The 12334-nt window shown below is 62.4% G+C and carries 16 protein-coding genes, 1 tRNA gene and 1 pseudogene; 6 read left to right on the top strand and 12 right to left on the bottom strand.

Going from position 1 to position 12334, the window contains the following annotated elements:
• Positions 1–9 precede the first annotated feature (9 nt).
• Both BU28_RS0115440 and BU28_RS0115435 read right to left on the bottom strand, forming a co-directional pair.
• On the bottom strand, positions 10–1005 hold the full coding sequence (locus tag BU28_RS0115440; protein ID WP_028720271.1) for a sulfate ABC transporter substrate-binding protein: 996 nt from the start codon (positions 1003–1005) through the stop codon (positions 10–12).
• Positions 1002–2099, bottom strand: coding sequence for a sulfate/molybdate ABC transporter ATP-binding protein (locus tag BU28_RS0115435; RefSeq protein ID WP_028720270.1), 1098 nt, complete (start codon positions 2097–2099; stop codon positions 1002–1004). The genes BU28_RS0115440 and BU28_RS0115435 overlap by 4 nt, the downstream gene beginning before the upstream one ends.
• A gap of 253 nt (positions 2100–2352) precedes the next feature.
• Between BU28_RS0115435 and BU28_RS0115430 the strand changes: the two genes are divergently transcribed.
• Both BU28_RS0115430 and BU28_RS0115425 read left to right on the top strand, forming a co-directional pair.
• A complete protein-coding gene (locus BU28_RS0115430) occupies positions 2353–2835 on the top strand; it encodes a GNAT family N-acetyltransferase (RefSeq protein WP_028720269.1) in 483 nt (160 codons plus the stop codon).
• A 73-nt stretch (positions 2836–2908) separates the two neighbouring features.
• A tRNA-Arg gene (locus tag BU28_RS0115425) sits at positions 2909–2985 on the top strand.
• A 311-nt stretch (positions 2986–3296) separates the two neighbouring features.
• Here BU28_RS0115425 and BU28_RS25575 read toward each other — a convergent pair.
• Positions 3297–3467, bottom strand: coding sequence for a hypothetical protein (locus BU28_RS25575; RefSeq protein ID WP_155992557.1), 171 nt, complete (start codon positions 3465–3467; stop codon positions 3297–3299).
• A gap of 250 nt (positions 3468–3717) precedes the next feature.
• A pseudogene (locus tag BU28_RS26420) lies at positions 3718–3852 on the bottom strand (transposase); the annotation flags it as partial.
• Positions 3853–3946: 94 nt separating this feature from the next.
• Here BU28_RS26420 and BU28_RS26415 point away from each other — a divergent pair.
• Positions 3947–4195 (top strand): hypothetical protein, encoded by a 249-nt coding sequence (locus BU28_RS26415; RefSeq protein ID WP_155992555.1) that lies wholly within the window; start codon positions 3947–3949, stop codon positions 4193–4195.
• Between the two features lie 334 nt (positions 4196–4529).
• Here the strand turns inward: BU28_RS26415 and BU28_RS0115410 are convergent, their stop codons facing one another.
• From BU28_RS0115410 to BU28_RS0115385, 6 genes are read right to left on the bottom strand one after another with little or no spacing between them, the layout of a single operon-like run.
• Positions 4530–4718, bottom strand: a complete 189-nt coding sequence (locus tag BU28_RS0115410) for a hypothetical protein (RefSeq protein WP_028720267.1) — start codon at positions 4716–4718, stop codon at positions 4530–4532.
• An 11-nt stretch (positions 4719–4729) separates the two neighbouring features.
• Complete coding sequence (locus BU28_RS0115405; protein WP_028720266.1) at positions 4730–5059, bottom strand: DUF2190 family protein; 330 nt, start codon at positions 5057–5059, stop codon at positions 4730–4732.
• On the bottom strand, positions 5059–5304 hold the full coding sequence (locus tag BU28_RS0115400) for a phage head-tail joining protein (RefSeq protein WP_036763082.1): 246 nt from the start codon (positions 5302–5304) through the stop codon (positions 5059–5061). The genes BU28_RS0115405 and BU28_RS0115400 overlap by 1 nt, the downstream gene beginning before the upstream one ends.
• Positions 5304–7085 carry a prohead protease/major capsid protein fusion protein gene (locus BU28_RS0115395; RefSeq protein ID WP_028720264.1) on the bottom strand — a complete coding sequence of 594 codons (1782 nt, stop codon included), beginning with the start codon at positions 7083–7085 and terminating at the stop codon, positions 5304–5306. The genes BU28_RS0115400 and BU28_RS0115395 overlap by 1 nt, the downstream gene beginning before the upstream one ends.
• Positions 7082–8437 carry a phage portal protein gene (locus BU28_RS23280; protein ID WP_081791416.1) on the bottom strand — a complete coding sequence of 452 codons (1356 nt, stop codon included), beginning with the start codon at positions 8435–8437 and terminating at the stop codon, positions 7082–7084. Before BU28_RS23280 ends, BU28_RS0115395 begins: the two co-directional genes overlap by 4 nt.
• A gap of 11 nt (positions 8438–8448) precedes the next feature.
• Complete coding sequence (locus BU28_RS0115385) at positions 8449–9039, bottom strand: hypothetical protein (protein WP_028720263.1); 591 nt, start codon at positions 9037–9039, stop codon at positions 8449–8451.
• Between the two features lie 286 nt (positions 9040–9325).
• On the opposite strand from BU28_RS0115385, the gene BU28_RS25570 reads away from it, so the two are divergent.
• The 3 genes from BU28_RS25570 to BU28_RS25565 all read left to right on the top strand — a co-directional run bounded on the left by BU28_RS25570 (position 9326) and on the right by BU28_RS25565 (position 9938).
• Positions 9326–9469, top strand: coding sequence for a hypothetical protein (locus BU28_RS25570; RefSeq protein WP_155992553.1), 144 nt, complete (start codon positions 9326–9328; stop codon positions 9467–9469).
• Positions 9470–9523: 54 nt separating this feature from the next.
• Positions 9524–9724, top strand: coding sequence for a hypothetical protein (locus tag BU28_RS0115380; RefSeq protein WP_028720262.1), 201 nt, complete (start codon positions 9524–9526; stop codon positions 9722–9724).
• Positions 9725–9797: 73 nt separating this feature from the next.
• Positions 9798–9938, top strand: a complete 141-nt coding sequence (locus BU28_RS25565) for a hypothetical protein (protein ID WP_155992551.1) — start codon at positions 9798–9800, stop codon at positions 9936–9938.
• On the opposite strand, the gene BU28_RS0115375 is transcribed toward BU28_RS25565, so the two are convergent.
• Together BU28_RS0115375 and BU28_RS25560 are read right to left on the bottom strand one after the other, a co-directional pair.
• The gene (locus tag BU28_RS0115375) at positions 9935–11698 is read right to left on the bottom strand and encodes a phage terminase large subunit family protein (RefSeq protein WP_028720261.1); all 1764 of its coding nucleotides are present in this window, start codon (positions 11696–11698) and stop codon (positions 9935–9937) included. The genes BU28_RS25565 and BU28_RS0115375 overlap by 4 nt on opposite strands.
• Positions 11685–12326, bottom strand: a complete 642-nt coding sequence (locus BU28_RS25560; protein ID WP_143809698.1) for a hypothetical protein — start codon at positions 12324–12326, stop codon at positions 11685–11687. Before BU28_RS25560 ends, BU28_RS0115375 begins: the two co-directional genes overlap by 14 nt.
• Between the last annotated feature and the right edge of the window lie 8 nt (positions 12327–12334).

Raw genomic sequence — 12334 nt, 5'->3', positions numbered from 1 at the left:
GGATTGCCGTCAGCGGTTGACGAAGACGGTGTCGAGGATGCCGCCATCGGCCAGGTGCTCGGCGTTGACCTTGTCCCAGCCGCCAAAGACCTCGTCCACCGTCAGCAGCTTGACCTGCGGAAACTCGGCCGCGTGCTTGGCCGCCACCTCCTTGTCGGTCACGCGGAAATGGTTCTCGGCCAGGGTCTCCTGCGCCTCGGGCGTGTAAAGCCACGTCAGATATTCGGTCGAAACCTCCAGCGAGCCGTTCTTCTCGGCGTTCTCGGTCACGACGGCGACCGGAAAGGCGGCAAACAGGCTGGTGGCTGGGGTGATCGCCTCGAAGCCCTGGTCGGCGTACTGCTTGGCGATGCCCTTGGTTTCGGCCTCGAAGGTAACCAGCACGTCGCCGATGCTGCGTTCGGCGAAGGTCTGGGTCGCGGCGCGGCCGCCGGTGTCGAAAACGGGGACATTGGCGAAGATCTTGCCGACGAATTCCTGGGCCTTTTCGGGCGAGCCGCCCTCTTGCGTCAGGGCATAGGCATAGGCGGCCAGATAGGTATAGCGTCCGTTGCCGCTGGTCTTGGGGTTCGGGAACACCGCCTGGACGTCGTCGCGGGCCAGGTCGGACCAATCCTTGATCCCCTTGGGGTTGCCCTTGCGCACCAGGAAGGCCGGCAGCGAGTAATAGGGCGAGGCCCCGTTCGGCAGCGCCTCGCGCCAGTTTTCGGCCACGAAGCCGTTCTTGGCCAGCACGTCCACGTCGGTTTCCTGGTTGAACGTCACCACGTCGGCCGGCAGCCCCTCAAGGATGGCCCGCGCCTGTTTCGACGATCCGCCGTGGCTTTGGTCGATGGTCACCTCGCGGCCGGTCTTGTCCTTCCAGTAGGTCTGGAACTCGGGGTTCAACGCCTCGAACAGTTCGCGCGCGATGTCGTAGCTGACGTTCAGGATCTTGTCCTGGGCCAGGGCCGGGCTGGCGCCCAGCACCAGGGCCAGGGCCGCGATGCGCAGTTTGGTGATCATAGGCGGTTCTCCTTGCGGGGGAAGGGGGCGACAGAAACGGCGGGCTCGTCGCGCCCGGCGGAAAAGATCGCGCCGGCCTCGGCGCGCAGGGTGACGCGGGTGCCCTTGCACAGGCCCCGCGCCTCGGGCGCGCGGCGGGGCAGGTCGACGGGGATTTGCCTGTGGCCATCCGTCAGGTCGATGCGCAGCACCGCCCCGTTCGATGTGCAGCGCGCCACCTGCCAGCGCCCGGCGGGGTCGGCCACCGGCACCACGTCATCGGGGCGCAGGAACAGGGTCGCGGCTCCGTCCGGCAGGGCGCGGCGGGGCAGGCGGCCGGCGTCCAGGCCCAGCGCCTCGGCCCGGCCCGAGACGAGCGTCACCGGCAGTTCGATCGTGGCGCCCATGAAGCGGGCGACGAAGGGGCTGGCCGGGTGGTCGTGGATCTGGTCGGCATTGCCGATCTGCTCGATCCGGCCCTCGCCCATCACCACGACGCGGTCGGCCAGTTCGAAGGCTTCCTCCTGGTCGTGGGTGACGAAGATCGTGGTCGATCCGGTTTCCTCGTGCACCGAACGCAGCCAGGCGCGCAGGTCGCGGCGCACCGCGGCATCGAGCGCGCCGAAGGGTTCGTCCAGCAGCAGCACCGTGGGTTCGATCGCCAGCGCCCGCCCCAGCGCGACCCGCTGGCGCTGGCCCCCCGACAGCTGCGCGGGATAGCGGTCGCCAAGGTCGGCGATCTGCAGGAAATGCAGCAGCTCCTGCACCTTCGCGGCGATCACCTCCGTGCCCGGACGCTGCGCGCGGGGCCGCACCGTCAGGCCAAAGGCAAGGTTGTCGCGCACGGTCATGTGCGGAAACAGCGCATAGTGCTGGAACACGAAGCCGATGCGCCGGTCTTGCGCCGCAAGGTTCAGCCAGTCCGCGCCATTCACCACAAGCCGCCCGGCATCGGGCCATTCCAGCCCGGCGATGATCTTCAGCAGCGTCGTCTTGCCCGACCCCGAGGGACCCAGCAGCGCGACAAGTTCGCCCGACTCCACGGTCAGGTCGATCCCCCGCAGAACCGAGGTGCCGCCAAAGCTTTTGGTCATGGTCTCGATGACGATGGACATGCGACCTCCGGATTTGGTCATGACCTAGCCCTGCCCAGCACCCGGAGCAAGCGTACAGCCGGCCCCCAGGGCGCAGCGGGGGCGGAGGAAGTTTCGCCAGCAGCCGTCCCGGCCAAGCCGCTTTTCCGCATGCGGGCGAAGGGGGCGGACAATCTTCGGCTGCCGGGGGAAACAGGCGGGCCATGTCCTTTTTCGCCGGCTTGCATGCGGCTGGCCAGAGGGTTAGCAGTCCCTCGGCACCCCGGAGACCGCCATGACCGACCATCCCGAACCGACCCTTGCGGCGGAAAGTCCGCTTGCCCCGGACCTGACGCTTCTGTTCGAACGCCACACCCGGGACATGCACGCAGACACCCCGCCCGAATCCATCCACATGCTGCCGCGCGAGGATCTGGTCGATCCCGCCATCCGCTTCCTGGTCCTGCGCGACGGTGGCCGGCCTGTCGGCATGGGTGCGATCAAGCGCATCGGCCCCGATCACGCCGAGATCAAGTCGATGCATGTCCTGGCCGAGGAACGGGGCAGGGGCCTGGCCAGCCTGCTGCTGGACGGGCTGATCGCCGAGGCCCGGGCCCAGGGCCTGTCGCGCCTGAGCCTCGAGACCGGGGCGCAGGCCATGTTCCGCCCCGCGCGCCGCCTGTACGAGCGTGCCGGATTTTCCGAATGCCCGCCTTTCGGGGACTACCGGCCGGACCCGAACAGCGTCTTCATGACCTTGACGCTGGCCGCCGGTTGACATCGTCCCCGGCGGCGTTCAGAAATGCGCTGCCGCCCTTTGGGACAGGCCACGGCCCGCGCCTTGCAAACAGGGCCCCGTAGCTCAACCGGATAGAGCAAGCGCCTTCTAAGCGCTAGGTTGGGGGTTCGAGCCCTCCCGGGGTCGCCATCTGCTTGGAAAACCCATAAGAACTTTCCGTGTCTGCGTGCTTTCCGTCTCGGGTTCAGGCGGTTTCCTAAATCCGTTCATGCTCTGTGCCCAATAGGATGCGTTCTCTGCCAAGGCCTTGCAGTCTCGCTGCCTCTTATCCATTGGCTTAAGACCGATCCTGACATGATCGCCTGCGCAAGGAACATCGCGGCAAGTTGACGGCGGCTGCGGAATATACGTTTCCTCCACAATGCTGCCGGGTTGCACACGGCAAGGGATGGCCGTTGATGTCGGCGCTTCCACACCAGCTTGGAGCGCCCGAGGCCAGATCAATCCGGGGTCTCGACCTTTGCCGGGTTCGCGACCGTCGTCGTGGCGGGCGGCGCGTCCGAAGGCTTGGGCTTGTCGTGTCCCAGCCCGTCGGGCTCCTGCCGTTCCTCCTCCATGTCGGCGGGATAGGTCGATTGATCCTGTCGCTGGGTCTTGGGGTCATCTGCCATGTCTACCTCCTGATGATTGCGATCAACCTTTCTGGCGAACCAATGTTCCCAAGCGGCCTTTGTGCAGGGAGCGCCGCGGCTGGCCGGATCGTGCTTTGAGGTCGGTTTGGATGGGCAGCGTCGAAAATTCGGCTGTCCTGGGATACCTTCCGGCCGATCACCGGCATCACCAACCCCGGCGGCTATTACCATTTTGATCTGCGTGGCGTCCGGTTCAATGCGTTAGATGCCTGCTACAATGCGGACGATGACGCCAGGTGATCTGGTTCGGATGAACGTCGAAACCCTGCGCAAGCTCGATCATGGTCTTCTCGCCCTTGATCGCGACTACCCCCACTTTCGCCTGGAATGCCGGGCTGTGGTTCCGGCGCGGTCGTCTGCCCATGGTCTTCTCCTCGTTCGCAGCATCATGCCGTTGTTGCTCGGCAAATCCACTTGCCCCGCTTGTTCAGATTTCCGCAGCCACATCTCTGGGCGTCTTGCATCGCTTTACCGCAGCGGACGGCCCTGACAGCGATCCGCATGACCACCCAGTCGCCGCCGACATCTTGATCCTGTCCTGCGGCTATGTCGAGCATGTGTTTGATCTGGACCAGCCCTATGATCCTCCGCTCGAAGTCGAGCGCCGCGCGGGTGACTGCTTTCACAACGAGGCCTGCACGATCCATCGCATCATCCGGTTGACCGCGCCAGAGGGTCTGGACGCTGTTCCGGCCGGGGCCGCATGAGTGAAAATCAGGGTTCTATCGGTTCAATGAGGCGGGGGCATGGCACCGGTTCTGGGATCAGACCGAGTTCACGTTGGTCAACTCAAGCGGGGCATGTGTCCCGCAGGTATAAATTGCGGGACACTTTGTCCGGCAATTTATGGCCCAAAGTGGTTGATGGTAGGCGTGGAGGGACCAACAACCAACGCCCGTTCAAGCCGTTACGTTGATCTATACCATGGATGATACCATAGCAAGGCAAATCGGGAACGGGTCAGAGTCCTGAATCAAAGATCCCTCAAATGCAAAATGCCCCCGCAAGGGGGGCATCTGCAAGCGTCACGATAGGTGTTGTTCAGGCCAGTCCGTCCGCTTTCGCCTGAGCGGCTTCAGCAGCCTTGATCTCGGCCTCGGTCGCAGCGCGCGCGGCGTTCAGGTGATCGAATTGCCGGGCCTGCTGGGGCGTGGCGTCGAACACAGCGCGGGGCTCGATCTCACTGCCATCGGGCAGGATGATGCGGTGCTTTGCATACATCTTAGCCATGGGATGACTCCTTACAGTTGGACCAGGCGCACGCGAACGGCGCCGGTCGAGGCCGCAGCAGCTTCCGCAGCCGTGCCAACGCGGGCGTTACTGCCCACAGTCGAGGTCGCAAGGCCGGTCGAGGCGTTCCAGAACACGCGATCGCCGACAGCGAACGAGTCCGCTGCGGTCTTGGGGATCTCCCAAACGCCGGTCAGGGCGACATCAACGGTTTCACCTGCAGCAGCATCACCCTGCGCGATGCCGACAAGATTGCCCGCCACGACAACGCCACCCGACAGGACAGCGGCAGGCGCGGGGATGCTCAGGACGAGTCCCGGCTGAACATGGTTTCGTGCCATCAGTGGATTCCTTTGCTGGTTTGCATGCGGATCAGCGAGGACCGCCCGCGTTGCAGTTGAGCGATCTCGGCATCAAGCCGCGTGATCGCCAATTCGATTTCGGATTGCGACCGATAGGTGACTTCCTCGCCATTCGAGTCGCGCACCGTGCGGACGCCCGAAAACCGGGCATCCTGCAGAGCCGCGCGATAGAGCAGCAGGTCATCGACAGATGGGATCAGAGACTGACCGGGGCGAGTGGGCATCACGCCCCCGCATTGCGATAAGCGCCGCGGTGATCGGTGACGCCTGCGCCGAAGTCGAGGACAACGCGGAACTCACGGCCCAGCGTTTCCCAGCCGTCGCGGCTGGACAGTTGCGGCCCTTGCGCGCTGGACAGGTAAGCATATTCAAGCACGGGTGCGGTGGCGGGATCACCAAAGACATACCAACCCAGGCCCGTGAGTCGCGGCTCCACCAGAACTTGCAGCCGGCCGGCCATCGCGTTCACGTCAGCCGTGGCAACAGCCTGAATCGCGGTCAGGATCTTCTCAGCATTGGTTTCGTTCTCGGGCGACACCAGCAGGTATTTCGGCACCACGTTGACCGGAGTCACGCCGTCCAAGCCCTTCTGCTTGCGCAGGGCAAGGCGGGCATCGCTCAGCGGATCGGCGGTTGCTGTCAGTTCCAGCGGACCGGGCGTGGTGGCGACGTTGCCGTGATCGGCATGGAACAGCGGCAGGCCATCATCCAGCAGCACGCCCGCACCCGCATTCGCCAGCAGCAGGCCCAACAGTTGCGCCGTTTCGGTCTCGGCAGCAGCGCGCCCCATCATCTCGCCCCAGCGGGCGAAGGCGCCCAGGTCGTCGTTGATGATCGCCTTGCGGCTCAGGCTGAAAATGCCGCCAAAGGTCTCGAGGCTGTAGCTTTCCTTCGCCTCGCCCGTGGTTATCGACTTGATTTCTCCGGCCTCGGTGACTTTCTGCAGGCCCGAGAACTCGCCCAGCTTCAGAGTCGACAGGGGGCGAAAATCGGCGGCAGTGCGCTGGCGGGCAAGCTGCTTCAGCGGGCTTTGCGCCTGTTGATAGGCGTTCGCCAATACCCGATTGCCCGCGCCCGTCAGTAGTTCCGGGAAGTCGGAAACCGTATGCATGGCGCGCGTCAGCAGTTCTTCACGCCCCAGCGTGGCGACGGATTGACCGGCGCGAACCAGCGCATCGCGGGCGAAGTCCTGAAGCCCCATCTGCATGAAGGGTCGGGCCGCATCAGCCGGAGCAGTGCCCATCATGCGTGCGGAAAGCGCATCAACCTGACGATCGCGGATCACGGCAGGATCTTCACTGGACGGCGTGGCGGTCCGGATTTGCACCTGCGGGCGGGCAGCACGGGCGGCAAGAGCCGTTTCCCGGCCATCGGCGCGGATTTCGTCGTCCGACAGTTCGTCCTCGGCTTCCGCCATCCGAGTCGCCCATTCCTCGGGCAGGTTGTGCGCGGCGCGGACTCGGGCAATGAGCGCGGCGCGGTCGTCTTGTTGCTCTTGGACGTCTTTGGGCATGCCGCCCTCCTTCGCTTGTCGCACGCCCGCGTTGGGGTCGGCGGGGTTGCTGGTTAGAGTCACCTCCGCGAGATGCACGCGCGAAGCGGATTTGATCCGCTGGCCTGCCTCGCGGCGGGTTGCCCATCCGGCAACGCGGTATCCGATCGAGACACCGGACAGCGTGCCATCCGCGATCCGCTGCCCGATCGGGGCAACATCTTCGGCGGACGACAGGCGCATGTCGGCGACGATGGAGTCACCCTCGCGCCGGATGGACAGGGTTTGCCCAAGGATCGCCCGCACGCTTGCGGTGTTGTGCGAGTCCAGGACAGGCAAGGTTTGCGCCGTGAGGTCGAACGCCTCGGGCGGCAGAATCTCAGCAAAGGGGCCAGCAGCATCGCGGCGCATCACCGGAGTCGGCGTGGCGATGACCGCGGTAAAGGTGCGATCCTCGGGATTATAGCTATTCGCCAGGAAGGTCGCGTGACGGGTGAGAACCGGATTGTTCACTCTTTGGAATCCTTTTGTTCTAGAGGCCTTTCCGCAGCGATTTCGGCATCCAGGTCTTCCAGCGCCCAGCCGCGTTCAGCGACGGCTTTGCGGCGGCTGGTCAGGCCCAGCTCCAATTCGGCGCGTGTGGCCTCAACGTCCTTCGCAGGATCGACTTGCAGGGGCTTCGGCGGCAACCAGTCGGCTGACAGATACGCGCGGGGGTTCTGTTCAAAGTCTGGGGCGTCAATCCGGCCGGAAAGGACTCCATCCTCGATAACCGCCCGCCAGATCGGCCCCAAAAACTGCGGGACCAGCACACCATATTGAATCTGTTCGACACGCTGGCGGAAGGGCAGCAGGCCAGCCCGCAGGGACGAATAATTTGCGCCTGACAGATCGCCCGAAACTAGATGATCAGGAAGCCCCAGCCCCGCTGCAAGCTGGCGCAGGTTGTGCTTCAGGAAAGCATCGGCCTGCTGAAGCTGGGCCGGACTGTTGAATTTAACATCGTCGCCCATCCCGAGACGAACCAACGTGCCTGGTTCCATGCTGGGCGTGTCTGCCCCGTCATAAGGATCGGTGCCCGCACCGTTCATATTGACGATAAAGCCCGAATGCATTGCCGCGACTTTCGCGCTCATCAGCAGAGCATCGGCATATTGGTCGAAGTCGCTTGCGCTCAGGATGATCGGCGCCAGCCATGATGCGCCCCGGATCTGGCCGGGTGCGGAAGGCTTCACGACATGCAGGACGCTGGCCGCGTCGATACGCTGCGCGGGCGCATAGGTGACAAAGACGCTGGCGGGTCGCTCAGGCAGGATATGATATGCGAGCCGCCGCCCGTTGCCGTCCATCTCCACGCCCGAGAAGATAAAGCGGTCGGACGACAGATCAGCAGTCTTGCTTTCGTCCAGCAGTTCGACGGGCAGGACGCGCAGCTTCGGCCCCTCGTCCGAGTCCACGATCAGCGCCAGCCCCTCGCCAGTGACGACAAGGCTTTGCGCGATCGAGGTTTGCAGTCCCTCGAAATCGGTGCGCCCCTCGGCATCGGCAGAGTCCGTCCAGTCGCGGAAATAGGCATTAAGTGCGGCACGGGTAGCGGCGTCGGGGTGCCGCGACACGGGCATGATGCCAGAGCCCACAAGCGCGCCCGTCCAGTTGGCAACGGCGTGTGCAACCCAAGGATTGTTCTGCGCCAGATAGGCCGCGCGGCTGCGCAATTGTGGGCCCGCTGCGGCGATCTCGGGATTGATCCGCCCGAAGGTGCCCATGCCGAAGCCACGCCGGCCGCCCGTCGCGCCGTCGAAGCGTCGAGTCTGGACAGCAGGCGCGGCAGGGGCGCGGTTCAGGATCCGGGACAGGATGCCCATGCGCGCCAGCCTCAGTTCGCGCCCTTGGGCGGTTCGATCAGACGGGCAAGGGCGTGTAGCGAGCCGCTGTTGATGAGAATATCCCCAACGGGTTCCCATTCCGGCGACTTGGTGTTTTCCGAGCCCTGCCAGAATGGTTCGTCGGTCATGCGGCCAAAGTTGCGCAGGATATAGCGTTCCTGCGTTTGCGTATGACGCAAAAATCGCAGTTGCAACATCCACTCATGCCCACACAGAGTATCCGAGAGTGCGGCAAGGATCGGATGGAAGCTGCGGGGCGTCTGTCCCAGATACCAGTGATAGAGGGTCGAGGACGTGTAACTCAGAACCTCCTGATCCGCGACACCAAGGTCTTGAAGGCTGGAAAGCATCAGCGCCGCCGCCACATCAGAAATGCCGTAAACATTGGGTGAGTTCTTCCCTTCGCCCACCCGCCCGCGAACGTGGATCAGGTTCGCCTTGGCATAGTTCTGAATACGCGCGGCCGAGGTGCTGTAGGGCACGCCGCTGCGAGCCAAGGCGGTCGCCAGGTCCTTGGCGCGGAAATGCGTGAGCGGTTCGGGATGCGTGAACAGCGGGTCAGTCGGTTCAATCTCGGGCATCAGGGCGTCCTCGGTAAAGGTTTCGCTGCGGTCGGTAACCGCGTGTTATGGATTCGTTTATAAAGTGCATCTAACAACTTTACAATAGTATTCGCTCCACCTATGTTGGAATCACCTGGTAGGTAGCCGGGAATTCTCCTTTCTGACGCGGGATCGGGCGGGCGATCGGCCGATCCAGGGTTGCCGATGCGGCGACATCACGTCCTCCGAACCGCATAGGCAGCAGGAACGCCCCTCGGAGGTTACGGACCCGAGGGGCGTTTCGATTCAGTGAAAGGAGATTGCCATGAAACCGCCTGAATGGCTCAGGGAAGATGAAAAGCGCGAATGGTGGCGCCTCTGGCGTCAGTCGTTCCGACTCATCAAGCGCATGTCGCCCAGGCTCGCTAATCAACAAACAGTTTCACAGACAACCAATTGTATTAATTGACAAATAATTGCCTCGATGCAATCTAGGAATCACCCTGACAAAGAGGATTCCAAAATGACTGGTAAAGGCGAAGCGGCTGCGATTGCTGCCATGCAAGCGGCTATCACTGCCGACTCCATCGAGACCGGCCCGTTGGCTCAACAGATTGCGGATGCGGCGCACCAGGGCGACAATGAATTTCTAGCCACGATTGCATATTGGGCGGCTTCGGCCGTGGATTCTCTTATGGAAAGGCGGACGGAGACTGTCGGTTGAGGCCGACGAATCGCTTTGAGGTTGCGCGGCGGCGTGGCAGGCTGAACGGGCCAGAGCGTGGAGAGGGTAAATCATGGCAAATGATGATCTGAAGGAAGCTATCGAGAGCGCGAAAGACGACATTGTTAATAAACTCGATGAACTCCTTGAGGAATTGAAGAATATAACTGCTGCTATCGAAGATCTTCGTTCAGAAGATAATCTCGGAGATTAACCGCCCGTCAACCATCGACTCCGAATGACGGCTGGCGCTTTCTTCGGCGCGGCGGGTGAAGCCAATTCTTCCGCCCGCCGATCTGGATTCCAGTGAATCAGATGCTTTGCAGCCAGCGCCATCACCGCGCAATCAAGGGCTTCCGATCTGCGTCCAGTGATCTGATGCCATTCGCGGATCGCGTAACCTCGGCTGTAGCGCACGCGGATTTCCTCGCCTGCCAGTTGTTCCCAATAGGTCGGCGGCAGGCTTTCCGCGAATTGCAGCGTTCCCGCCGTCGCCATGCGGTGCACGCGATCTTTCAGCCCATCCACGCCCAGCAGCTGCAGGCGGATTGTCTTGTCAGCGGCCTTGCCCAGCGTCACGGGCGGCTGTTTCCATCCAGCAACCCCTTTTGAGGGGAATACCTGCGGCGCCCTGCCACGGCAGAAGGATTGAATCGAGGCAGCGCGAACGCCGTCGCCGGCATCAACCAGCACCTTGTCATAGCCAATCGTGCCGCCGCGCGGGTGCTTGAATCGGCGGGCGATCAGGTCTGACAGAGCAACCCAAACGTCATTCTGCAGCGGATCGCCATAGACGATTTCATGCGCCAGCACCGTGCCGCGGCCTTCCGAGTCCCATGCGACAGTTGACAGTTCCAGGCGATCGGCTTGCACATCGCATCCGCCTGTTAGGTAAAGCGCGCCATCAGGGATAGCGTCCAGACCCACGGGCACAAGGGTCAGGGCTGACTCATCGACTCCTTGTCCAGTCGCTTCCCAGCCCTCGCCAAGCAGCAGGTTCGTCCAGGCTTGCAGGGCTGCAGGGTCGCTCTTGGCCTTCAGGAACTCAGCAACAATCACCTGCCAGCGTGCGTTCCAGTGCGGGGATATGAGGCTGTTCAGCTTGAACCCGACTCGGGTCTTGTTCTCGGGATTGGTCGCGCGCCATCGGCCATTATCCACCATTTCAGCTTTTCGGCTTTCAGGGACCAGGCAACCGCAATTTGGGCAGCACCAATTCACGCCCGCAGATAGATCGTCTTTGCTGAAATGCAGGTCCTTCCATTCGATCTGGGCGAAGTCGCGGCATTCCACGCATTGCACCTCATAAATCCGTTGGTCGGAGTCCTCATACATGGCGCAAACGGCATCACCCTTAAAAATAGGCGTGCCGCCAAATACCAGCGTCCTGTCGCGGAAGGTCTGAGTCCTCATGCGCAGCAGATCGAGGATAGAGCCCTCATCACTCATTTCATAAGCCGCTATTTCATCGGCAATAGCGATCTTCCCCAACTTCCTACGGAAGGACCGGGGACTCGATGCTGACAGAAATTCGAGACTGCCGCCCGCGAACAAGCGCCGCATGAGAGTCGAGCGGCCTGTGTCGTCAGCACCGTCGCTGATTAAGCCACGCAATGACGGGCTGGCCTCAAACAATGCCTCCGTATCCACGGAAAATGCACGCGCGTCGTCCGTGGTCGGCTGAGTGACCAAGATCGGGCATGGATTTATTGCAACCGTGTGAGCGATGAAGCCCATCAGCAGCTGGCTGAAACCTACTCGCGCGGATTTCTGTATAACAATCTCATTAATTCCAGGATCGGTCATCGCATCGGCAATGCCTTGCTGGAATTTCCAGAGCCGCATTTTTCCAGGCGTGGCGCTGGACGTTTGCGGGATCGTGATATTCGTCTCGCACCATTCCGACAGCGGAATTGACGGCGGCGGGCGCAGCACCTGCAAAGCATCGTGGCGCAATTTCTCAATCGTTCCCATCTGCCAGCCCTTCCAAAGCGCGTTTGATTTCCAAAGTCAGGGCTTCCACGTCATGCGGGGTCAGGTGCGGCTGTGATGCCGCGTAGCGGGACGGGACAGCGAGCATTGCCGCCCGAATATCACGCAAGACAGCCTGCCATTCTCGCAATGTGTCAGTGACAGGCACCAATTCACTGCGAAGCTGGGCGTTTTTAAGCGCAGTCGCGTCGGCTTGTTCTTTCGCCAGGCGCGTGCGTTCTGCCTTCAATTCATCACTGCCCGTCGATGGACGCCCGGCACGTCCAGCATGTTCTCGCAAATGAGCGCAATAGGCGGTGACAGCCTCGGGATAGGCGAAAGTTGCGCGCGCCGTGCGCGTCAAAATTCCTGAACGGACTTTCTCGCCCACGGCCTGGCGGCTGATGCCCAGAAGCGCCGCAAGTTCGCTTTCGTGGATCGTCCCAGGAGGCGCTTCAGGCTTTCCGGCTGGTATGTCCTGAAAATTTTCGACTTGCCCGCCAGCGGTGCCTTCTCGCGGCGCTGCGGTGGTATTCCGCGACGAACTTTTGCGCGATTTCGATTTTGCCGTGCTGGACCTACCCAGGATGTCGTCAAAATCGTCCTCATCGTAAAATGCGCTCAGATCCATTTCGCAGA

Origin of the sequence: Paracoccus yeei ATCC BAA-599, from assembly GCF_000622145.1 — a bacterium.
Taxonomy (GTDB): Bacteria; Pseudomonadota; Alphaproteobacteria; order Rhodobacterales; family Rhodobacteraceae; genus Paracoccus; species Paracoccus yeei.
The sequence above is the reverse complement of the archived record's forward strand: the minus strand, read 5'-3'. Positions and strand labels throughout refer to the sequence as shown.